At 68.2% G+C, this 20,191-nt stretch carries 23 protein-coding genes and 1 tRNA gene; 11 read left to right on the forward strand and 13 right to left on the reverse strand.

The features are described from left to right. Window positions 1-23 precede the first annotated feature (23 nt). Window positions 24-782: a glyoxalase gene (locus ACTWQA_RS10520; RefSeq protein WP_443159066.1), complete on the forward strand. Its 759-nt coding sequence runs from the start codon at window positions 24-26 to the stop codon at window positions 780-782. 123 nt (window positions 783-905) lie between these two features. Here the strand turns inward: ACTWQA_RS10520 and ACTWQA_RS10525 are convergent, their stop codons facing one another. Further along, on the reverse strand, window positions 906-1,277 hold the full coding sequence (locus ACTWQA_RS10525) for a DUF5997 family protein (RefSeq protein ID WP_443159067.1): 372 nt from the start codon (window positions 1,275-1,277) through the stop codon (window positions 906-908). A 54-nt stretch (window positions 1,278-1,331) separates the two neighbouring features. On the opposite strand from ACTWQA_RS10525, the gene ACTWQA_RS10530 reads away from it, so the two are divergent. Then, the gene (locus tag ACTWQA_RS10530; RefSeq protein ID WP_443159068.1) at window positions 1,332-2,060 is read left to right on the forward strand and encodes a LysR family substrate-binding domain-containing protein; all 729 of its coding nucleotides are present in this window, start codon (window positions 1,332-1,334) and stop codon (window positions 2,058-2,060) included. A gap of 722 nt (window positions 2,061-2,782) precedes the next feature. On the opposite strand, the gene ACTWQA_RS10535 is transcribed toward ACTWQA_RS10530, so the two are convergent. Both ACTWQA_RS10535 and ACTWQA_RS10540 read right to left on the reverse strand, forming a co-directional pair. Beyond that, the gene (locus ACTWQA_RS10535) at window positions 2,783-3,259 is read right to left on the reverse strand and encodes an NUDIX hydrolase (RefSeq protein ID WP_327590325.1); all 477 of its coding nucleotides are present in this window, start codon (window positions 3,257-3,259) and stop codon (window positions 2,783-2,785) included. A gap of 30 nt (window positions 3,260-3,289) precedes the next feature. Further along, a complete protein-coding gene (locus tag ACTWQA_RS10540) occupies window positions 3,290-4,504 on the reverse strand; it encodes a helix-turn-helix domain-containing protein (RefSeq protein ID WP_443159069.1) in 1,215 nt (404 codons plus the stop codon). A 125-nt stretch (window positions 4,505-4,629) separates the two neighbouring features. Between ACTWQA_RS10540 and ACTWQA_RS10545 the strand changes: the two genes are divergently transcribed. Both ACTWQA_RS10545 and ACTWQA_RS10550 read left to right on the forward strand, forming a co-directional pair. Then, window positions 4,630-4,980, forward strand: coding sequence for a hypothetical protein (locus ACTWQA_RS10545; RefSeq protein ID WP_443159070.1), 351 nt, complete (start codon window positions 4,630-4,632; stop codon window positions 4,978-4,980). After that, on the forward strand, window positions 4,977-5,432 hold the full coding sequence (locus tag ACTWQA_RS10550; protein WP_327590322.1) for a hypothetical protein: 456 nt from the start codon (window positions 4,977-4,979) through the stop codon (window positions 5,430-5,432). Before ACTWQA_RS10545 ends, ACTWQA_RS10550 begins: the two co-directional genes overlap by 4 nt. A 131-nt stretch (window positions 5,433-5,563) precedes the next feature. Here ACTWQA_RS10550 and ACTWQA_RS10555 read toward each other — a convergent pair. The 7 genes from ACTWQA_RS10555 to ACTWQA_RS10585 form a co-directional block, all read right to left on the reverse strand. Continuing rightward, a tRNA-Val gene (locus tag ACTWQA_RS10555) sits at window positions 5,564-5,635 on the reverse strand. 17 nt (window positions 5,636-5,652) lie between these two features. Then, entirely contained in the window at window positions 5,653-6,624 is a 972-nt protein-coding gene (locus ACTWQA_RS10560; protein ID WP_443159071.1) for an ROK family protein, read from the reverse strand. Window positions 6,625-6,866: 242 nt separating this feature from the next. Then, window positions 6,867-7,184 (reverse strand): hypothetical protein, encoded by a 318-nt coding sequence (locus ACTWQA_RS10565; RefSeq protein ID WP_305922606.1) that lies wholly within the window; start codon window positions 7,182-7,184, stop codon window positions 6,867-6,869. A gap of 14 nt (window positions 7,185-7,198) precedes the next feature. Next, window positions 7,199-7,660, reverse strand: a complete 462-nt coding sequence (locus ACTWQA_RS10570; RefSeq protein WP_443159291.1) for a peroxiredoxin — start codon at window positions 7,658-7,660, stop codon at window positions 7,199-7,201. A gap of 85 nt (window positions 7,661-7,745) precedes the next feature. After that, a complete protein-coding gene (locus tag ACTWQA_RS10575; protein WP_305922605.1) occupies window positions 7,746-8,174 on the reverse strand; it encodes a DUF3052 domain-containing protein in 429 nt (142 codons plus the stop codon). 115 nt (window positions 8,175-8,289) lie between these two features. Beyond that, the gene (locus ACTWQA_RS10580) at window positions 8,290-8,703 is read right to left on the reverse strand and encodes a secondary thiamine-phosphate synthase enzyme YjbQ (protein ID WP_443159072.1); all 414 of its coding nucleotides are present in this window, start codon (window positions 8,701-8,703) and stop codon (window positions 8,290-8,292) included. 9 nt (window positions 8,704-8,712) lie between these two features. Continuing rightward, on the reverse strand, window positions 8,713-8,895 hold the full coding sequence (locus tag ACTWQA_RS10585; RefSeq protein WP_127935293.1) for a DUF1918 domain-containing protein: 183 nt from the start codon (window positions 8,893-8,895) through the stop codon (window positions 8,713-8,715). A 1,042-nt stretch (window positions 8,896-9,937) separates the two neighbouring features. On the opposite strand from ACTWQA_RS10585, the gene aceE reads away from it, so the two are divergent. The 3 genes from aceE to ACTWQA_RS10600 all read left to right on the forward strand — a co-directional run bounded on the left by aceE (window position 9,938) and on the right by ACTWQA_RS10600 (window position 14,997). Then, window positions 9,938-12,685: a pyruvate dehydrogenase (acetyl-transferring), homodimeric type gene (gene aceE / locus ACTWQA_RS10590; protein WP_443159073.1), complete on the forward strand. Its 2,748-nt coding sequence runs from the start codon at window positions 9,938-9,940 to the stop codon at window positions 12,683-12,685. 112 nt (window positions 12,686-12,797) lie between these two features. Continuing rightward, the gene (locus ACTWQA_RS10595) at window positions 12,798-14,294 is read left to right on the forward strand and encodes an alpha/beta hydrolase (protein ID WP_443159074.1); all 1,497 of its coding nucleotides are present in this window, start codon (window positions 12,798-12,800) and stop codon (window positions 14,292-14,294) included. Window positions 14,295-14,304: 10 nt separating this feature from the next. Then, the gene (locus ACTWQA_RS10600) at window positions 14,305-14,997 is read left to right on the forward strand and encodes a maleylpyruvate isomerase family mycothiol-dependent enzyme (protein WP_443159075.1); all 693 of its coding nucleotides are present in this window, start codon (window positions 14,305-14,307) and stop codon (window positions 14,995-14,997) included. Between the two features lie 217 nt (window positions 14,998-15,214). On the opposite strand, the gene ACTWQA_RS10605 is transcribed toward ACTWQA_RS10600, so the two are convergent. Both ACTWQA_RS10605 and ACTWQA_RS10610 read right to left on the reverse strand, forming a co-directional pair. Next, window positions 15,215-15,574 (reverse strand): VOC family protein, encoded by a 360-nt coding sequence (locus ACTWQA_RS10605; protein WP_443159076.1) that lies wholly within the window; start codon window positions 15,572-15,574, stop codon window positions 15,215-15,217. A 74-nt stretch (window positions 15,575-15,648) separates the two neighbouring features. Continuing rightward, the gene (locus ACTWQA_RS10610) at window positions 15,649-16,377 is read right to left on the reverse strand and encodes a helix-turn-helix transcriptional regulator (RefSeq protein WP_305922599.1); all 729 of its coding nucleotides are present in this window, start codon (window positions 16,375-16,377) and stop codon (window positions 15,649-15,651) included. A gap of 276 nt (window positions 16,378-16,653) precedes the next feature. Here ACTWQA_RS10610 and ACTWQA_RS10615 point away from each other — a divergent pair, with 276 nt between their 5' ends. Beyond that, window positions 16,654-17,010, forward strand: a complete 357-nt coding sequence (locus ACTWQA_RS10615) for a YciI family protein (protein ID WP_443159077.1) — start codon at window positions 16,654-16,656, stop codon at window positions 17,008-17,010. Here ACTWQA_RS10615 and ACTWQA_RS10620 read toward each other — a convergent pair. Continuing rightward, window positions 17,007-18,029 carry a PHP domain-containing protein gene (locus tag ACTWQA_RS10620; RefSeq protein ID WP_443159078.1) on the reverse strand — a complete coding sequence of 341 codons (1,023 nt, stop codon included), beginning with the start codon at window positions 18,027-18,029 and terminating at the stop codon, window positions 17,007-17,009. The genes ACTWQA_RS10615 and ACTWQA_RS10620 overlap by 4 nt on opposite strands. A gap of 101 nt (window positions 18,030-18,130) precedes the next feature. Between ACTWQA_RS10620 and ACTWQA_RS10625 the strand changes: the two genes are divergently transcribed. From ACTWQA_RS10625 to ACTWQA_RS10635, 3 genes are read left to right on the forward strand one after another with little or no spacing between them, the layout of a single operon-like run. Beyond that, window positions 18,131-18,520, forward strand: a complete 390-nt coding sequence (locus ACTWQA_RS10625; RefSeq protein ID WP_443159079.1) for a hypothetical protein — start codon at window positions 18,131-18,133, stop codon at window positions 18,518-18,520. Between the two features lie 3 nt (window positions 18,521-18,523). Beyond that, window positions 18,524-19,669: a glutathionylspermidine synthase family protein gene (locus ACTWQA_RS10630; RefSeq protein ID WP_305922595.1), complete on the forward strand. Its 1,146-nt coding sequence runs from the start codon at window positions 18,524-18,526 to the stop codon at window positions 19,667-19,669. A gap of 25 nt (window positions 19,670-19,694) precedes the next feature. Continuing rightward, window positions 19,695-20,126: a DUF350 domain-containing protein gene (locus tag ACTWQA_RS10635; protein ID WP_443159080.1), complete on the forward strand. Its 432-nt coding sequence runs from the start codon at window positions 19,695-19,697 to the stop codon at window positions 20,124-20,126. The last annotated feature ends 65 nt before the right edge of the window (window positions 20,127-20,191 follow it).

Raw genomic sequence — 20,191 nt, forward strand, 5'->3', positions numbered from 1 at the left:
GAGTATTCCGAACTTTTGCAAGGATGCCGCGCGTGACCGAAAACGTGGAGTGGCCGGGTGAGCCGGCAATTCGACCGAACGAGACCACCGTGCCGACGATGTTGTGCTCGTCGGTGGAGGAGACCTGCGCGTTCTATGAGGCGCTCGGATTCGAGGCGATTTACAAGCAGACCAAGCCGTATGTGTATCTGGCGATGCGGTGGAGCGGATTCCAACTGCACTTCGTGGCAACCCCCAAAGACCTGGATCCGGCCCGGGAGGATCTGGGGGCTTGCCTGGTCATGGTCGACGCCGTGGCGCCATATCACGCGGCGTTCGTCGCGGCGATGCGCCGGGCATACGGAAAGGTCCTGAGTTCCGGGCGTCCGCGAATCACTCGGTACCGGCCGGGAGCGAGCCGGTTCACGCTGGTCGACCCTTCAGGTAACTCGATCATCTTCATCCAGCGAGACGAGCCGGCCGAGCTGGAATACGGCGGGTCGAAACAGCTGACAGGCCTGGCCAAGGCGCTTGACAACGCCCGCATCCTGCGCGAGTTCAAAAACGATGACCTACAGGCCTTCCGTGCGCTCAAATCCGCGGTGCGGCGGCACAGCGCGGACGCCCCGGTGGTTGAGAGAGCCCTGGCTCTGTGCCACTTGGTCGACCTGGCCACGGCTCTCGGCGAGCCCGCCGCGCCGTGGCTGGAGGACCTGCGCGGGCTCGAACTGTCCGCCGAGGACCGACGGCGCATCGAGTCCGAGCTCGGGCATCTTCCCGGCCTCCAGGACTGGCTGCCCTAGACCAATCAGCTTTGGTCTGGTGGCACGAAGAGTCGACCCGAACTCAGGCCCCACGGAAGCTCACCACCGAGTTCCTCACAGAAACGGTGGGACGGGCGGCACGTGAACGAGTTGGTCACACGTCTAGCGTTGCTTGAGGCGGAGTTCCTCTTTGCGGGTCTCGGCCTGGATGGACCGCTCGCGCTCCAGCCACGCCGGGTTCTCCGCTTTCAGCGCATCGATCTCAGCGGTGGTGAGCGGTTCGGTGATCCCGCCTCGGGCCAGGCCGGAAATGGAGACCCCGAGCTTCGCCGCGACGACCTGCTTGGGGTGCGGGCCGTTACGACGCAGGTCAGCGAGCCAGGCGGGTGGCCTCGACTGCAACTCGTTCAGCTCGTCCCTGGAGACGACACCCTCCTGGAACTCGGCGGGAGTGGCCGAGAGGAGGACACCCAGCTTCTTGGCCGCGGTCTCGGGCTTCATCGTCTGAGTAGTCTTCGGTTTGGGCGAGGTCATAACGCCAAGGGTAGTCAGTCGGAACGGGTTTCCTGACATCGGTACCCTGAGGAAGTGACTGATGGGGAGACCGGCAGAGCGTTCCGGCTGGCGTACGTGCCCGGGGTGACACCCGCGAAATGGGTCAGCGTCTGGACCGAGAGGATGCCCGGCGTGCCGATTACCCTGGTCGCGGTTCCCGCCGCCGAGGTGGTGGGACTACTGCGGGATGGCGGCGCCGACGCCGGATTCGTCAGACTGCCGGTCGACCGGGACGGCCTCAGCGTGATTCCTCTCTACGTGGAGACCACGGTGGTCGTGGCGCCGAAGGACCACGCGGTGACCGCCGCCGACGAGGTGACCATCGCCGACCTGACCGACGACGAGGTGTTCCATCCTCTGGACGACACCATCGAGTGGGCGGTCCGGCCCGGGCTACCCGCGTTCACCCGCCCCGCCACAACGGCGAACGCGGTCGAGCTGGTAGCGACCGGCACGGGGCTTCTCCTGGTTCCGCAGTCGCTGGCACGCCTCCACCACCGCAAGGATCTCACGTACCGGCCGGTGCCGGACGCGCCACAGTCTCAGGTCGCGCTGGCCTGGCCCACGGACGCGACCACTGACCTGGTGGAAGATTTCATCGGCATCGTCCGCGGCCGGACAGTGAACAGCTCGCGAGGCCGCACCCCCGCCTCCCCTTCGGAGAAACCGGCACAGCGGCAGGCACAAAAACCCGCACAGAAAGGCTCCGGCCGCCGGGCCGTGCCGGCCAGCCGTAAAAGGAAAGGCCACCGGCCTAGGTAACCTGCAGCCCCGAACCTCCGGTTCGGACACGCTTTGGGAGAGTCGCTCAGCTAGTCACTCAGCGGGAACGGCCCGGTCGTGCTCCAGGAAGACCGTCTACCCAGCTCCCGTGCCGTAGCTGCGGTCGGTCCGAAGGCGCCACAGCGTAATGGTGCTGCCGCCAGGGACGGACCTCGGATCGGCATGCCGGGCGTTTGGGCAAGCGACGAGCCGCCGTACGGCAGTGCGCCCCGCTTGATCTTCATCAAAGCGATCCGGCAGGATGACCTCCGGAAGAGGGGGCTTACCTCCGCGACCCCAGGAGCTGACTCAAGTGGACTTCACAGTGGCATGGGCAGTCGCATTAGGGCTCGGGTGCGTCGTTGCTGCATCCGGGATATACACACTCGCTACTAAACGACTCCCTCGCCCGTTAAGGGGCAGGCGTACGCAATATGAGCCGCGCCGTCATGGCTTGGGACAACTATTCATGGGTCTCTTCTCCGTTTTCCTGTCGCTGTCCAATATGGTGATGGGCTGGTCACACGCATTGTCCCTGGCGCTGATCTTTCTGGCGATGGGATGCACCGTGGCGGGTTCGTGGTTCTTGCTCACGGCGATGACCTCCCGCCGCATATCTTGAGCGCGCCCACCCGTTTGGAGGAATTTGAGTCTCTACCTGGGCAAACGTTCCACCGAGATCCCGACTGTCGCCTCGCCCCAGACCATGGTCACCCAGATGATCATTCAGCCGGGACGGCCCGGCCGTGCTCAAGGTAAACCGTCTCTCCCAGCTCATGGGCGGTGGCGGCAGCCTTGAGACGACGGGCGAGGCGCTCGATCAGGAGACCATCCAGCTCGTCAACGCGGCGGAACTCGTACGCGCTCAACTCGTTGTCAGCGAACGTGATCCGCTTGATCGCCTCGCCGTCGAGAATGCCTCCGTCGAAGACGAACAGGACCTTGTCGCCCTCGTGCGGGAGAGGTGCCCAATCGACCACGAGGAGACGCCCGATGGTCGGCCGGATGCCCAGCTCTTCGTGCACTTCTCGGGCACACGCCTCGTACGGAGTCTCCCCCGTCTCGACGTACCCGCCCGGGATGTCCATGTAGGACTTGTACGTAGGCCGGACGAGCAGCACACGGCCGATGTCGTCGAAGAACAGCGCTCCAGCGGCGGCGCGGGCCTGGGCGAACGGTACGGCCTCCTGATCGTTCACGGCCTTGACCTTACGCGACGAAGGCCGCTGTCACACGATGTGTAGACGCCGGGCAAGCGCAGAGAGTTGGAAACTGGGCTTGCCCTTCTGCCTTCTGATCCATGACATCGTGAGCTGGCGGCTGAGGTAATGATGGCGTACCTGCTCGGGCGCGATGGTCTCGGCCTCCAGCAGCGCCGCCAGGGCATCGTCGGTGCGGTTCCACAGGCTCAAGGCGTGCGCCACGGCGAGACCATGGCGGGCGCGACGTTCGATCGGAAGTCCGCTGGTGTCCAGTCTCGGTCCGAGATCGACGGCGACCTGGATGTCTCCCAGTTCGATCGCCGTCGCCACCTCATGGATGCGGACGTTCGTCGGCCCGAACGCGGTCCAAACGTAGTTGGCATCCCTGCCCAGACGCGCCGCCGACACCTCCGCCTCGGCCACGAACGCCCGTGTCGTGCTGCGGTCATCGTCTCGCGCCGCCGCCATTGACCCGGCGAGGTACAGCGTGCCGTACACCGACAGCAGCTCAGGCGTGGCGTACGGGAGGTCAGGAGCCAGCAATTCGGCGGCATCCATCGTGAGCTGCTTGGCTGCCTCGTAGCGACCATTGGACAGGAGGGCGTGGGTGACCGCGCGAAGCAATGAGGCAGTGACGAGCTGATCACCAGATTCTCGCGCGAAGGTCAGGCCTCGCTCGGCGGCGATCCACGCGAGATCAGCCTCACCCACCTTGGTCAAAATGCTGGCCGCGGCGTGATAGACCTGCCCGAGCGCTCCCATCGCCGCCATGCGCGCATCGCCGTCCTCGGCACGCACAGCATGATGTGCTTCTCCTAGAAGCCCAGGCAGGGTGCGTACCACGTAGCTGTATCTGGCTCCCTGGTACGCCTGCCACACCTCGGCAAGGGCACGCTGCAGTTCGGCATGGCTCGACGGCTCCGTGTTCTCGATCAGCTCGGCTATTGGCGATAGCTGCCGGTAGTCGGTGATCGCCGCTCGCAGCGCGGGGACGGTTTGATCGCCGCTTTCGTCCGTCCACTCGAACAGGTGTGGCTCGGCCAGCATGTCGCCAAGGGACACGTCCAGCGCTCTCGCCAGAGACTTGATGACGGACAAGCGGTCCAAGGTGATGCGGTCGTTCTCGACTTTGCTCAGCCAATCGGTGGTCCGTCCCACAAGCCCGGCCAGTACGTCCTGGGACATCCCACGCCGTCGCCGGTACCAGGCCACGCGCTGGCCGATGGACAGGTTGCTGGTCATTCCCCGCATGCACCTCATCCTCATTGGATGCCTACGACGGACCCCGGAATTTCTTTCCGGTCTAGCAGCTGAGGCGTCACATACCGTCACGCTACGTCACCGCCGCACGTGATGGGAGTCCACCGATGCAACCACCGAACCGACACCCCACGCCGGAGAAGCACGCCGCCGAAGCTCTGGCGGACGCCCTGGCCGCCCAAGGCGTCTCTGCAGACGTGCACGATGGCTACGGTCTGAGCCTGGTATCTGTGTGGGTGGGGCTCGTCGTCTGGTGCGACGGCGAGTGGTACTGGTGGCGTGCGGGCTGGGACGACCGGCGCAGACGGGTGCTGTACGCCCGCCATCCCACCGTCGAGCCGTCAAGAGCCGCGCGGCGGATCGCCTTCCGCTACGCGGACCTCCGGAGACAGCATCCCCTTTCGGAGACGATCCGCGATCTTCTCTGCCCGGAAGCGGCGGAAGCGAGCCCCCGATGAAGGAGGCTCGCGAGAAGTTGGGATGCCGGGTTGAGATCGTGGCCATGCTGCACAGTCCAGCCCGTACTCGGGCCGTTGGCGATGTGCTGATGGGGCAGCGCGGAACGGTGGCGGAGGTCCTCCGTAGTGGCACGCTGGCGCTGGTGGAACTGGAAGCGGACTGGGCCGATCTTCCGGGTGGGGTGCGGCGCTGGCCAGTCCAGTGGGACGACCTGCTCATCTGCCCGGCAGAGAGCGGGCCAGACGCCGCTGACGCTGACTATCTCCTTGGTCTGTCGGGCTCAGGCCGCGAGGCGATACAACATGCGGTTCCAGCGGATACCGAGGACAGCCTGTGCGGACAGAAGGTGTACCCGCTGCCCATCTGCGGTTGGTCCGTCTCCTTCGCCCCCACATCCGGACGGGCTTGTGTTGTCTGCGCTCGGCTCGTGCTGGAACAGGTCAACCGCTGACAGGTGATCCCCTACACCTGTGACCTTCGACGAGGCCCGGGCGACGTGGCTGCGGGCGATCCTGCATGATCGTCCCCGTCTCGTCCCCTTGGGCGTCTCGGCGATCATGGGATGAGCGCCGGTTTGACAGGTGGGCGGTACTGGGTTCGAACCAGTGACCCCTCGCTTGTAAGGCGAGTGCTCTACCGCTGAGCTAACCGCCCCTGATCGGCACTACACCTTACGACACCAGGGGGGCCGATCGCACATCCACCGTCCAGCCAGGCCCCAGCTCGGGACGGCCGGCGGCGCGCCAGCCCAGGAGGGCGGCGCCGAGCATGCCGGCGTCCACACCCAGCGCGGCCGGGATCAGCGGGGGCGCCTCGCGGAAGGCCAGGCGCTTGACCAGGCGGGTGCGTACGGGGTCGAAGAGGGCGGGGCCGGCCTCGGCGAGGCCGCCGCCCAGGACGATGACCGAGGGGTCGAGCAGCAGCGTGTACGTGGCCAGGGCCAAGGACAGGGCCTCCACGGCCTCGTCCCATACCTCGATGGCGATGGGGTCGTCAGAGGTGACCACCTGCTCGGCCTTGACGCCCTCGACGCCCGCCCGCTGGCTGTACCGGCGGCCCACCGAGGCGGCCGAGGCGTACGTCTCCAGGCAGCCGAACTGGCCGCAGGCGCACTGTTCGCCGTCGGGGAAGACGGGGGTGTGGCCGATCTCGCCGGCCCAGCCGGAGGAGCCGCCGTACGGCTCGCCCCGGATGATGGAGGCCCCGGCGATGCCCGTGCCGATGGGGAGGAAGAGGAAGTCGGACAGGCCGCGGCCGGCACCCAGGATGCTTTCGGCGAGTCCGCCGGTGCGGACGTCGTGTCCCAGCATTACCGGGATGTCCAGGGCGGTGAAGTCGGTGGCGGGGACGTCGCGCCAGCCCAGGTTGGCCGCGTAGAGGGCGGCGTCTTCGGACACCAGGCCGGGCACGGCCAGGCCCACGCCGGCCGGGTCGCCGTCGCCTGCGGCGGCCAGGTGGCTGATGAAGTCGGAGATGGCGGTGACGACCGCCTCCGGGCCGTCCGCTCGCGGGGTGGGGCGCCGCTCGCTCAGCAGCACCGCGCCGGAGTCGTTGACCAGGCCGCCCTTCATGGACGTGCCGCCGACGTCGAGCGCGACAACGAACGCACTGCTCGTAGTACCACTGCTACTGGTGCTGCTCACTGCGGACACGGTAGGAGACGATAGCGCAGGTCAGCAGATGCCTGGAATGTCCGATCCGGCCGCGCGCTTCCCGTCCTGCCGGCGCACGGCCGGAGGCCGCGTCCTGTCCACGACGTCATGGACTCGTGGCTCGGGGTCATGATGGGCGGCTTGGCTTGACGGCACCTGGCCACCGGTTCAGGACCCCATGGCGGGGTCAACGCACCATGGTCCCGCACATCTCGCGAGGCCCTCAGAGGCCCTCAGGCGCGTCCCAGCACCCGGTTGAGCGCCGCCTCCACCTCCGCCGACAACCCCGGCGGCGGCGGGGCCGTGGAGCCGGAGAGCGGGGTGTCCGAACGCGCCATCCACACGGCCCCGCAGGACCGGCACTCCACCTCGCCCAGCCGGCAGATCAGCGCTGTGGACCCGCAGGTGCCGCAGGCGTCCAGGTCGAGGTCGTGCAGCCGTTGACAGTCCGGGCAGATCAGAACCTGGGACTCCTTGCGCACCCCGCGCTGCCACGGGCTGGCGCCGCGGACCGGGTCCGTCTGCCGGGCCCCGCACCGGTAGCAGGGCATCCTTCCCTCCGAAGTCAGTGAATGTCGGCGAGTGCCTTGATGTAGTCGGCGACGTCGCGTGCCGAAGAGATCGGATTGACCACCGACCACCGGATCACGCCCTCGCCGTCGATGATGAAGGTCCCCCGAAGCGCGAGCCCCTTCGCCTCATCGAACACACCGTACGCCTGCGCGACCTGTCCGTGTGGCCAGAAATCAGAGAGCAGAGGAAACGTGTAACCCTCGCGTTCCGCCCACGCACGGTGCGTGAACACCGAATCCACCGAAACTGTCAGCACTTGGGCGTCGTCGAACGGATGATCGCGCAGCGCGGACAGCTCGCTGTTGCAGACGCCGGTGAAGGCGAGCGGATAGAAGACCAGCACGACCTTCCTGCCCCGGAACTGGGACAGGCGCACCGGAGTGCCGTGCTGGTCCTGCAGCTCGAAATCCGGAGCCAGGGCGCCGACCTCGGCAGGATGTGCGTTCACGGGCATCATCCTGCCGCATGGCAGGCGCTCGGGCTCCCTACGGTCGGCCCATGTGCGACCCGATCTGCCGTCGACCCATGTGCGGCCCGATCTACCGTTTGCCCTTGGGCGTCACGAGCCTGGTCCCGGACCAGTCGGGCGCGGCGGAGATGCTGCTGGTCTGCGAGAGACCCGCAGTGGCGGCATCCTCCCCGATGTCGCTCGGCTCCACGTGGCCATCGCGTCCGGCCTTGGGAGTCAGCAGCCAGATCTGGCCGCCGTCGGCGAGTGCTCGCATGGCGTCGCTGAGAGCGTCGAAGAGGTCGCCGTCCCCGTCGCGCCACCACAGCAGCACCACGTCCACGACGTCGTCGCTCTCCTCGTCCAGCAGTTCGTTGCCGGTCAGTTCCTCGATGGAGTCGCGGAGCTCGTCGTCGACATCCTCGTCCCAACCGATCTCCTGCACCACCTGACCCGGCTTGAGGCCGAGTCGTTCGGCCAGGCCGCGCTCGCTCTGCGCCTGACCCGCGGTCGCGCTCACGTTTATCCCTCCTGCTTGAGTGGCCGCATATGCGGTTTATCGCTTCGGCACAGTCCACACGCTGTGACCCTCAGTCGTCAACGGTCGCCACGGGTACGGCCCTAGTCGGCCATAATCAATCAGACAAAAACGACAGTCGAACCTGGCGTTGCGGGTTGTCGACGTTCAGATCCACGAGCGCCACCGACTGCCAGGTGCCCAGCGCCATCCGTCCACCCAGCACCGGGATGGTGGCGTACGGCGGGATCAGCGCGGGCATGACGTGCGACCTGCCGTGGCCGCGCGAGCCGTGGGCGTGACGCCACCGGTCGTCGGCGGGCAGGACGTCGCGCAAGGCGGCGAGCAGGTCGTCGTCACTGCCCGAGCCCAGCTCGAGCAGGGCGACGCCGGCGGTGGCATGCGGCACGAAAATGTGCAGCAACCCGTCCCCACCTTCGCCCTGAGCGCGCACGAAGTCGGCGCATTCGGCCGTGATGTCGTGCACCCTCTCTCGCGAACCCGTGGCCACAGAGATGATTTCAGATCTCACAAGGAAATCTTACTTATGCACCACCACGGCATCAGGGCCGGGAAACACCAGCCCGGTGTGCCCGTCGTCGAACCGCACCATGTAGGGAGGCTCGCCGTCAGGGCCCTTGACCTCCACGATTTCGCCTCCATGGTCCCTTTCACCCACGGTGCTCCCGTGCACCAGGAGGCGGTCGCCCACCGTCGCGTTCATATCTCCCACACTGGTACGCGGAATGCCCTACGAGAAGAGCGAATCCCGAGATCGGATGAATTTTGCCTCCCTCTTTCGGGGGAGGTCAGAAACATGACCAAAACGTTACGCTGCTCAGATGCGGCGTTTCGGGCTGCGTGGCCCCGATGGCGGCCTCGTACGTGCTGGTCACCGCCACAGCGGTGCTGCTGGCCGAGGCCGTGCTCGTGGCGGTCGTCCTGGTGCCGCCGGCCAAGAGCTCGGACCTGCCGTCCCGCGTAGCTCGGACCTGGCGTCCCGCGCGCGCAGGAGCAAGCAGCCAAGGGCGCGAAGGCCCTCATGGTGCTCACCGCCCGGCTGGCGGCTGCGGCAGGCGATCAGCGACCTGATCGACCTCGCCCATCAGCACGGCTGCGCCGGGATCGCGAACGGCCGCGCGGCATGGCCTACTACCGCGGCCTGGTCGCGCTTTCGGACACGGGATCCGGCGTCGGCCAGGTGTGACCGCCCGCCACCAGAGGATGGCGACACGGAGGGCTACCGGCCGGACCGCATCCCGCCCGCCGGCGCACGGGACGTGAGCCCGCCCAGGACCGCAGGCACGCCCCAGCAGGAACGCCCCCTGCGCGCGGCAAGACCCGCCGGAGCCCAGGCGACCGGCTCACGCTGTTCCCCGCACCCAACACCGTTGGGGGTGCACCCGGACCCGCCCCGGACCCGCCGCGGACCCGCCCCGGACCCGGCTCATGGCGATTCGCTAATATCGGCAGCTCGCCCAGGAGCGGTGATGATCTCCCCTCTTCGGGGGATGCCGTGGGTAGCCATCGGACACAGCGAGCGCAGCACGTAAAATTTCGTTCGTTTTCCCGTCTTGTTAAATTGGATCGGGGATGTAACCTGTGATGCGATTCGTCCTACCATCGGTGGTCTAGGCCATCGAAGATGGCCCTGCCAGCAGGGACACTCTGGTTACCAGCCAGTAGAGATGCGTTTTCTACGGCTAGCGACCAGGATGGAAGGCGACCCAGACCAGACATCAGTCATCCTCGGAAGGCGAGACCCAGTGGCTTCCGGACGCCAGCGATTCTCGATCATCAGCGACGGCCTACCCAGCCAGCTGCCTGATGTCGACCCCAGCGAGACCAACGAGTGGCTCGAGTCTCTCGACAACGTCGTCAAGACCGAAGGCCGCACCAGAGCCCGCTACCTCATGCTGCGCATGCTGGAGCGGGCCCGCGAGCATCAGGTCGGCGTGCCGGGCCTGCGCAGCACCGACTACATCAACACGATCCCGCCGGAGCGCGAGCCCTGGTTCCCTGGTGACGAGCACGTCGAGCGCCGCATCCGCGCCTACATTCGCTGGAACGCGGCGATCATGGTGTCGAGGGCCAACGCCCGCACCAACGTGGGCGGCCACATCGCCACCTACGCCTCGGCGGCCTCGCTCTACGAGGTGGGCTTCAACCACTTCTTCCGCGGCAAGGATCACGGCGAGTCGGGCGACCAGGTCTTCTTCCAGGGGCACGCGGCGCCGGGCATCTACGCCCGCGCTTTCCTCGAGGGGCGGCTCAACGAGAGCCAGCTCGACGCGTTCCGCCAGGAGCTGTCGCACGGCTTCCGCGGCCTGCCCTCCTACCCACACCCGCGGCTCATGCCGGACTTCTGGGAGTTCCCCACGGTCTCCATGGGTCTGGGTCCGATCGGCGCGATCTACCAGGCGCGGTTCAACCGCTACCTGCTCAACCGCCAGATCAAGGACACCAGCCGCAGCCACGTGTGGGCGTTCCTGGGCGACGGCGAGATGGACGAGCCCGAATCGCTCGGCGCGATCGGCCTGGCCGCCCGTGAGGAGCTCGACAACCTCACGTTCGTGATCAACTGCAACCTGCAGCGGCTCGACGGCCCGGTACGCGGCAACGGCAAGATCATCCAGGAGCTGGAGTCGTACTTCCGCGGCGCCGGCTGGAACGTGATCAAGGTCGTATGGGGCCGCGACTGGGACCCGCTGCTGGCGGCCGACGTGGACGGCGTGCTCGTCAACCAGATGAACACCACGCCGGACGGTCAGTTCCAGACCTACTCGGTCGAGTCGGGCGCCTACATCCGCGAGCACTTCTTCGGCTCCGACCCGCGCCTGCGCAAGATGGTCGAGCACCTGACCGACGACGACATCCGCAAGCTGTCGCGCGGCGGCCACGACTACCGCAAGGTCTTCGCGGCGTTCAAGGCGGCCCGCGAGCACGTCGGCCAGCCGACCGTGATCCTCGCCCAGACCATCAAGGGCTGGACGCTCGGCAAGGACTTCGAGGCGCGCAACGCCACGCACCAGATGAAGAAGCTCACCAAGGCCGAGCTGAAGGAGTTCCGCGACCGGCTCTACCTGCCGATCCCGGACGCGGCGCTGGAGGGCGACCTGCCGCCCTACTTCCACCCGGGCGAGAACGACCCCGAGATTCAGTACATGAAGGAGCGCCGCGCCGCGCTCGGCGGCGTGCTGCCCAAGCGGGTCCTGCGCGCCAAGCAGATCAAGCTGCCGGGCGACGAGGTCTACGGCGGCTTCGCCAAGGGCTCGGGCAAGCAGCAGGTCGCCACCACGATGGCGTTCGTGCGGCTGCTCAAGGACCTCATGCGGGACAAGGAGATCGGGCACCGGTTCGTGCCGGTCATCCCGGACGAGGCCCGCACGTTCGGTCTGGACGCCATGTTCCCGACGGCGAAGATCTACTCGCCGCACGGCCAGACGTACGAGGCCGTCGACCGGGAGCTGCTGCTGTCGTACAAGGAGGCCGTGCAGGGGCAGATCCTGCACGAGGGCATCAGCGAGTCGGGCTCCATGGCCTCGACCATCGCCGCCGGCACCTCCTACGCCACGCACGGCGAGCACATGATCCCGATCTACATCTTCTACTCGATGTTCGGCTGGCAGCGCACGGGCGACTCGATGTGGCAGATGGGCGACCAGATGGGCCGCGGCTTCCTGATCGGCGCCACCGCGGGCCGCACCACGCTCAACGGCGAGGGCCTGCAGCACGAGGACGGCCACACGCCGCTCATCGCCTCGACCAACCCGGCCGCGATCTCCTACGACCCGTCCTGGGCGTTCGAGGTGGCCTACATCGTCAAGGACGGCCTCAGGAGGATGTACGGCGACCAGCCGGAGAACGTCTTCTACTACCTGACCGTCTACAACGAGCCCTACCTGCAGCCGGCCCAGCCGGCGAACCTCGACGTGCAGGGCCTGCTCAAGGGCCTGTACAAGTTCGCCGACGGGCCGCAGACGCAGGGCCCGAAGGCCAACATCCTGTCCTCCGGCGTGGCGGGCCCGTGGGCGATGGAGGCGCAGCGGCTGCTGGCCGAGGACTGGGGCGTGTCGGCCGACGTGTGGTCGGCGACGTCGTGGTCCGAGCTGCGCCGCGAGGCGCTGGCGTGCGACGAGCACAACCTGCTCAACCCCGACGCCGAGCCGCGTGTCCCCTACGTCACCCAGGCGCTCTCCCAGGCCCAGGGGCCGATCGTGGGCGTCAGCGACTACATGAAGGCCGTGCAGGACCAGATCGCGCAGTGGGTGCCGGGCGACTGGTCCTCGCTGGGCACCGACGGGTTCGGCCTGTCCGACACCCGCTCGGCGCTGCGCCGCCACTTCCACGTGGACGCGGCCTCGATCACGCTGGCCGTGCTCACCCAGCTCGTCAAGCGCGGTGAGCTCGACGGCGAGGTGCTGCGCGAGGCCATCGCCCGCTACCACCTCAAGAACGGCGTCACCGAGGCCGGCGGCGCGGAGAGCAACGACACCCAGTCCATGGGAGTCTGACGTCGGCGCTGGTGAGGCGGCAGGTTACGTGCCGCCTCACCCTGTTTATGTGCGCCGTCGCGTATTGTGGGCACTACTTCCCCCCGGAGAGACTGAGGGGAAGTTTTGTGCCATGCGACGCGTTCTAGCCGCCACCCTGCTCCTGGCGGCCGCCGGCTGTTCCAGTGTGCCCGCCGCCGAGCCCGCCACGGAGTCCGGCGGCGGGAGCCTTGCCCCCGTCGAATGGGGGCCGTGCACCGACATCAAGCGCCCTGACGGCGAGCCGCCGGCCCGCCAGGACGCCTCGGTGCGCTGCGGGAAGCTCGAGGTGCCCCTCGACTACGCCCAGCCGGCCGGGGAGACGATCGACCTGGCGCTGATCAAGCTGCCGGCCACGGGCCAGCGGCTCGGGTCGGTGGTGTTCAACTTCGGCGGCCCGGGCGCCTCCGGGGTGGACACGCTCGACCAGGCCGCCAAGGCGCTCACCACGCTGCGGGCCCGTTACGACCTGATCAGCTTCGACCCGCGCGGCGTCGAGCGCAGCTCCGGGGTGCGCTGCGGCAGCGGGGCCGATATGGACCGATTCACCTCGCTTGACACGCTGCCGCCCAACGAGGAGACGCACCAGCAGAGCGAAGCGGCCAACAAGGAGTTCGCCGCGCTCTGCCAGAAGAACTCCGGCAAGATCCTGCCGTACGTCGGCACCGTGAACGCCGCCCGCGACCTGGACCGCATCCGCACCGCCCTGGGCGAGGCCAAGCTCAACTACGTCGGCATGTCGTACGGCACCCAGCTCGGCGGCGTCTACGCCACCCAGTTCCCCCAGAAGGTGGGCCGCATGGTGCTCGACGCGCCGCTCGACCCGACCGTCACGTTCGAGCAGCGGACGCTGGCCCAGACGCGTGGCTTCCAGCAGGCGTACGAGAGCTTCCTCAAGGCGTGCGTCAAGAACTCGTGCACGATCGGCAGGGACCCGGCCACGGCCAACGCCAACGTCGAGAACCTGATGAACGAGCTGACGGCCAAACCGCTGAAGGTCGGCAACCGCGACCTCACTCAGGGGCTGGCCTCGACCGGCGTGGCCGCCGCGCTGTACTCGGAGATGACCTGGCCGTTCCTGGAGCAGGCGCTGAGCGATGCCCTCAAGGGCAAGGGCGGCGCGCTGATGTACCTGGCCGACTCCTACACCGGGCGCAAACCGGACGGCACCTACTCGACGCAGATGACCAGCTTCCCGGCGATCACCTGCGTCGACACGGCCGAGCGGCCGACCCCGGCCGAGTTGCGGCGCACCGAGCAGGCCGCGCTCAGGATCTCGCCGCTGTTCGGCAGCGAGGGCTCGGGCGGGCTGTGCCGGGTGTGGCCGGCCAAGGGCAGCGACCAGGCGCGGCACGTGAACGCCACCGGGTCGGCGCCGATCGTGGTGGTGGGCGGCAGGGGCGACCCGGCCACGCCGTACGAGTGGGCGCCCAGGCTCACGGCCCAGCTCAAGACCGCCACGCTGGTCACGTACATGGGCGAAGGGCACGGGGCGTACCTGTCGGGCAGCAAGTGCGTGCAGGGCCTCGTGGACGCGTACATGATCGACGGCAAGGTGCCGGAGAAGGGCGCCACGTGCCCGGCGGCCTAGTGTGTGGCGGGTGAAGGACTACGAGTCAGAGATCGAGACGGAGGCGGCACGCCTCGCCGAGTTGTCGGGCGACCTCTCGGTCCCGGTGCCCACGTGCCCGGGCTGGACGCTCGCCGAGTTGGTCACACACGTCGGCCAAACCCATCGGTGGGCGGTGCACGTGCTGCGCAACCGGGTGCAGGAGCGGGTCTGGTCGCGCCAGGTGCCCAGCGGGCTTGCCGAGGGTCAGAGCGGCGATGCCGCGTGGCTGCTGGCCGGAGCCGCGGAGCTGCTGCGAACCCTGCGCGAGACCGACCCGGAGCTGGCGGTGTGGACGTGGGGTCCCGACCAGCGGGCGTCCTGGTGGCCGCGGCGGATGGTGTTCGACCCGGTGATCCCGGCAGCCACCGCGGTGGACGGCATCGAGGAGTTCCTGCACAACCTGCCGTCCGCGGCCTGGGTCACCCGGTCCCTCGGCGAGCTCGGCGTGGAGGGGGCCACGATCCACCTCCACGCGAACGACGCCGAGGGCGAGTGGACGATCACGCAGGGACCCGCCGGGACGATCGAATGGGCCCGTGGCCACGCCAAGGGCGACACCGCCGTCCAGGGGCCGGTGCGCGACCTGCTCCTCATGCTGTACGGGCGGCGCTCCCCCGAGGTGCTCACCGTGTACGGCGACCACACGTTGCTGGAGCGCTGGCTGACCGCTGCCGCGTTCTGACCGGCGCCTGATCCCAAGCGGACCGGCGTCGGAGGCCGTCGCCTCGGATCGGGCCGTTTTCGCCGACCGGAGCTGCCGGTCGTCGAGGCCCTGGGCGCGCCGCCGCTCGGCGATCGGCGGCGTGCCCAGGGCGAGGGGTGAACCGCTCCTGGGAAGCGGGCCCATGGCCTGCCGGGGTCGGCGGGGAAGGCGCTCTCCCCGGCCCGGCCACGGGTCATCACCTGCGGTGGAAGATCCCGAAGACGCTGCCGGACGTGTCACGCAGATAGGCGAAGTCCGTGCCCGCGCCGTCGTCGATCACCTTCGTGATCACCTTGCCGCCGAGGGCCTCGCTCTGGGCGCAGGTCGCCTCGACGTCGGCCACGTGCACGTGGAAGATCGCGTGGTTGGGGAACTCGCCCTTGGTGTTGTAGAGCCCGCCCACCGGCTGCTCACCGCCCGGATGGCCGATCAGCCGATAGTCGATCGGGCCCTCGTCGCGCATGAACGTCCAGCCGAACAGCCCGCCGTAGAACGTCTGAGCACCCTCGGGGTCGTCGGTCGCGACCTCGAACCACGTCACCGTGTTGTCCATCATCGTCTCCTTGCTTTCTCGAACAAGACAACGATGTAGCGTGTTGGCGACAACCCTATGTCGGTGTTTTCGATTGATTAATCGAGCACAGTGCCGTGCACGATCATCTCGGGCAGGTCGGTGGCGAAGCCCTCCAGCGGCCGGTCGGGGCAGCGCTCGGCGGTGACGGTGGCGGCCGCGATGCGGTCGAGGCGGAAGACGCGTACGTCGTCGCGCAGCCGGCACCACGCCACGAGATACCAAAAACCGCCGCGGCCACCCAGGAACACCCCTGGCTCGACGTCGCGTGAGGTGAGGGCCCCCTTGGCGTCGGCGTATTCGAGCCTGAGCACCCGGCGGCGCAGCAGCGCCTCCTCGATGGCCCGGGAGATGCCCTCGCCGCCGAGCGGCTGGATCGCGCTGCCTGGCTCCTCGGGCAGCCGCATGAGCTGCACCCGGCGGGCCAGCTCCCTGGCCAGATCGCCCTCGGGACCCGGCATGGCGGCGACCACCTTGCGTAAGGCGCTGCGGGCCTGCCGGCCGAACGGCTGGTCACCGGCCCGGCTGAGCGCCACCGCGATGGCCACCGCCTCGGCGGGCGTGAAGTTGAGGGGCGGCAGGGACATCTTCTTGTCGATGGCGTAACCGCCCTTGCGTCCCGGCTCGGCGTAGATCGGCACGCCCGACTCCTGCAGCGCGGTGATGTCGCGCTCGATCGTGCGCACGCTGACCTCGAACCGCTGAGCCAGCTCCCGCGCGGAACGGCGCCGGGGGGCGATGGCACGCAGGTCCTCGACGAGTGCGTAGAGCCGGTCGGTACGATTCACAGCCGTGACGCTACGCCGCGCCACCGACAATCGCCGGGGCCCGGGCAGCCCCGAGATACCCTCCTCACTGCCGGGTCACACGGCTGTCACGGTTTCGGCCAGTGTCCTGACGCCCCTGTGGCGCATCTCACACCGCCGCCTGAGCCCCGGGCGGGGGAGCCCGCTTTCACGCCCGGCAAACGATCGCAGGTTTTTCCGCCGGCGATGTCGACGAGGCCGCGCCGGCTCCGACCCGCTGACGAAAGCATCCGAAAGAGGCAGGAGACCATGAAGTACATGATCATCATTTACGGCAACCAGGAACTGTGGGAGTCGTTCTCGGCCGAGGAGACGCAGAAGCACATCGCCGAGCAGGACGCGTTCAACCGCAAGTACGCCGAGACAGGTGAGCTGCTGGGCGCGTTCGGCACCGCCGACGCCGTCCAGGCCAAGACCGTGCGGGTGCGCAACGGCCTGCCCGCCGTCACCGACGGCCCCTACCTGGAGTCCAAGGAATACCTGGCCAGCTGGTATCTGGTGGAGGTCGACGACGAGCAACGCGCCCTCGACCTCGCCGCCGAGCTGCCCTTCGCCTCGGTCGGCGCGGTCGAGGTCTGGCCGGTCCCGCACGAGGCCCCGGGCAACAAGATCTAGGCGCCGGCCCAGTCGAGCAGGCGGTCCAGCGGCCAGGTGTTGACGATGCGCTCGGCCTCGATGCCGCACCTGGCCGCCCGCTCGCACCCGTGCCGCTGCCAGTCGAGCTGCCCGGGCGCGTGCGCGTCGGAGTCGATCGCGAACACGCAGCCCATCTCGTACGCCAGCCGCATCAGCCGCTTCGGCGGGTCGAGCCGATCGGGCCGGGAGTTGATCTCGACCGCCACCCCGAACCGCCGGCAGGCCTCGAAGACCAGCTCGGCCTCGAACTCCGACTCCGGCCGCTTGACGCCCCGCTTGCCGCCCGCCTGCACGACCCGCCCGGTGCAGTGCCCGAGCACGTCCACCAGCGGGTTGGCGATCGCGGTGACCATCCGCCGCGTCATCTCCTCCCCGCCCATGCGCAGCTTGGAGTGCACGCTGGCGACCACGACGTCCAGCCGCTCCAGCAACGCTGGATCCTGGTCGAGCGTGCCGTCCGTGTTGATGTCCACCTCGATGCCGGTGAGGATCCTGAACGGCGCCAGCCGCTCGTTGAGCTTCGCCACCACCTCCAGCTGCCGCTCCAGCCGCTCCGCCGACAGGCCCTTGGCCACGGTCAGCCGCGGCGAGTGGTCGGTCACCGCCACGTAGTCGTGACCGAGGCCGATGGCCGCCTCGGCCATCTCCTCGATCGGAGAGCCGCCGTCCGACCAGTCCGAGTGGCTGTGCAGGTCGCCTTTCAACGCGGCCCGCAACACGGCGGTCTCGGCGTCCAGCTCGACCTCGGCAGTGGCCCGCATCCTTCTCAAGTACGTAGGAACCTGGCCGTCCAGGCTTTCGTTCACAACAAGAGCGGTGACTTTCCCGATGCCGGGCAGGTCGCCGAGTCCGCCGGTGCGGGCCAACCGCACGAGTTCGTCCTGGGGGAGGTCCGCGACCACGGCGGCGGCGCGACGGAAGGCACGCACGCGGTAGGTGGGCTCGCCGGCGCGCTCCAGCAGGAAGGCGATCTCGCGCAGCGCCTCAGTCGGTTCCATGCGTTAAGTCATACCCAAGCCAACGGCAACCGCGGGCCGCTACACATTGATCAGCGACGCGGGCCACCGCTAGGCTGATCGGCCCAGGAAAGCAGGAGTTGATGGCAAAACCGCCGCAGGCGCCCACGGGGCAGCCGCGCAAATCGTCGAAGGTCGTTCCACTGGTCGTCCTCGGGGTCCTATCCGTGATGGTGGTCGGATACTGCTCCGCCGTGCAGGACGACGACGAGGTCGCCGCGGACTGCGTCGTCCAGCTTGCGGACGGCACTTACGAGGTCGTCGACGACGACTACTGCGAGGACGACGACGGCCGCACGCACTATTACGGCGGCTCCCGCGGGGCGTACATCTGGTATTACGGCGGCCGCAGGGTCGGCAACCGGGTCCAGGGCGGCACCACCTACCGGCCCTCTGACGTCAACATCACCTCTCGTAACGGCAAGTCGATCCAGCGGGGCGGGTTCGGCAACAGCTGGAGCGGCGGGAGCTGAGACGTGCGCCGCGAACATGGAACTCCCAGGGACGACTGGGAGAAGACGATCGAAAGCCACGGCCTGGCCTACCACCGGGCCGCGCACCCCGAGGGCCTGAGCCGGCCCTACTGGGACGAGTCCGTGCACTACGTCTTCTCGATGGACGAGGTCGAGGCGCTGGAGGAGCAGGTCGAAGAGCTCCACGGCATGTGCCTGCGCACCGTCGAGCACGTGATCTCCACCGGACGCTTCGCCGACTTCGCCATCCCCGAGTGGGCGTGGGAGGAAGTGGCGCGCTCGTGGGAGCGCCGCGATCCGCACCTGTACGGCCGCTTCGACCTGCGCTACGACGGCACCGGCCCGGCCAAGCTGCTGGAGTACAACGCCGACACGCCGACCTCGCTCGTGGAGTCGTCCGTCGTGCAATGGTTCTGGCTGCAGGACACGCACCCCGACGACGACCAGTGGAACTCCGTGCACGAGCGGCTCATCGACCGCTGGCGCGAGCTGCGACTGCCGCCGGGGCCGGTGCACTTCTCGTTCACGAACGCGGACGAGACCGGCGAGGAGGCCATGACGGTGGCCTACCTGCAGGAGACCGCCGAACAGGCGGGACTGCAGACGGTCGCCATCGCCATGGAGGACATCGGCTGGGACTCGCTCAACATGCGCTTCGTCGACCTCGACGAGCAGATGATCCGCTCGGTGTTCAAGCTCTACCCCTGGGAGTGGATGCTGAGCGACGAGTTCGGCCGGCACGCGGTGCGGCACGCCACCTGGATCGAGCCGCTGTGGAAGGCGCTGCTGTCCAACAAGGCCCTGCTGGCCGTTTTGTGGGAGCTCTACCCGGGGCATCCCTCGCTGCTGCCCGCCTACCTGGACGGCCCGCGCGAGCTGACCTCCTACATCGCCAAGCCGCTGCTCGGCAGGGAGGGCGCCTCCATGCGGATCGTCACCCCGGAGGGCACTCAGGAGACGCCCGGCAGATATGGCCAGGAAGGCTACGTCTTCCAGGGCTTCGAGGCGCTGCCCGTGTTCGAGGGGCAGCGGCCGGTGCTCGGCGCCTGGATGGTCGCCGACGAGTCCGCCGGGCTCGGCATCAGGGAGACGACCGGCCTGATCACCGATGACACCTCCTCCTTCGTCCCGCATCGCATCGCGGGCTGACACCCTCCACGTGATAGGAACTGACGTGACCCTTCTCGAAACCCTCGCCCGCGGCGCGGGTGCCATCGCCTCGTACGCCGCCGTCGGCGTCATCCTGATGATCGTCGGCTTCTACGTGATCGACTGGGCCACCCCTGGCAAGCTGAGCGAGATCATCCGCAGCGAGCGCAATCCGAACGCCACCCTGCTGGCCACGTCCGCCCTGGCCGCCGTCGGCCTGATCGTGGCCGCCTCCATCTGGTCCTCCGGCGGCCGGCTCGCCGAGGGCCTGGCGGGCACGGCGGTGTTCGGCCTGGTCGGGATCGTGGTGCAGACCGTGGCGATGCTCGTCTTCGACAAGATCGTCGGGATCTCGGTACGCGACCTGGTCAAGGAGCAGCAGTTGCAGCCGGGCGCGCGGCTGCTGGCCGTGACGCATGTGGCGATCGGCCTGATCACCGCTGTCGCGGTCATCTGACGGGCGTCGCGTTCACCTGGGCCGAACTGGCACTCTAGAAGACGTGACAGACCGGACCCGCGAGG

The organism is Nonomuraea sp. 10N515B (assembly GCF_052245915.1).
GTDB lineage: Bacteria > Actinomycetota > Actinomycetes > Streptosporangiales > Streptosporangiaceae > Nonomuraea.

Bases quoted from the DNA above. Each gene is read 5' to 3' on its own strand.
- ACTWQA_RS10520 (WP_443159066.1), top strand. From the start codon at position 24: ATGCCGCGCGTGACCGAAAACGTGGAGTGGCCGGGTGAGCCGGCAATT.
- ACTWQA_RS10525 (WP_443159067.1), bottom strand. From the start codon at position 1,277: ATGACCTCGCCCAAACCGAAGACTACTCAGACGATGAAGCCCGAGACC.
- ACTWQA_RS10540 (WP_443159069.1), bottom strand. From the start codon at position 4,504: ATGACCAGCAACCTGTCCATCGGCCAGCGCGTGGCCTGGTACCGGCGA.
- ACTWQA_RS10545 (WP_443159070.1), top strand. From the start codon at position 4,630: ATGCAACCACCGAACCGACACCCCACGCCGGAGAAGCACGCCGCCGAA.
- ACTWQA_RS10550 (WP_327590322.1), top strand. From the start codon at position 4,977: ATGAAGGAGGCTCGCGAGAAGTTGGGATGCCGGGTTGAGATCGTGGCC.
- ACTWQA_RS10565 (WP_305922606.1), bottom strand. From the start codon at position 7,184: ATGCCCTGCTACCGGTGCGGGGCCCGGCAGACGGACCCGGTCCGCGGC.
- ACTWQA_RS10570 (WP_443159291.1), bottom strand. From the start codon at position 7,660: ATGCCCGTGAACGCACATCCTGCCGAGGTCGGCGCCCTGGCTCCGGAT.
- ACTWQA_RS10585 (WP_127935293.1), bottom strand. From the start codon at position 8,895: ATGAACGCGACGGTGGGCGACCGCCTCCTGGTGCACGGGAGCACCGTG.
- ACTWQA_RS10595 (WP_443159074.1), top strand. From the start codon at position 12,798: ATGCGACGCGTTCTAGCCGCCACCCTGCTCCTGGCGGCCGCCGGCTGT.
- ACTWQA_RS10605 (WP_443159076.1), bottom strand. From the start codon at position 15,574: ATGATGGACAACACGGTGACGTGGTTCGAGGTCGCGACCGACGACCCC.
- ACTWQA_RS10615 (WP_443159077.1), top strand. From the start codon at position 16,654: ATGATCATCATTTACGGCAACCAGGAACTGTGGGAGTCGTTCTCGGCC.
- ACTWQA_RS10620 (WP_443159078.1), bottom strand. From the start codon at position 18,029: ATGGAACCGACTGAGGCGCTGCGCGAGATCGCCTTCCTGCTGGAGCGC.
- ACTWQA_RS10625 (WP_443159079.1), top strand. From the start codon at position 18,131: ATGGCAAAACCGCCGCAGGCGCCCACGGGGCAGCCGCGCAAATCGTCG.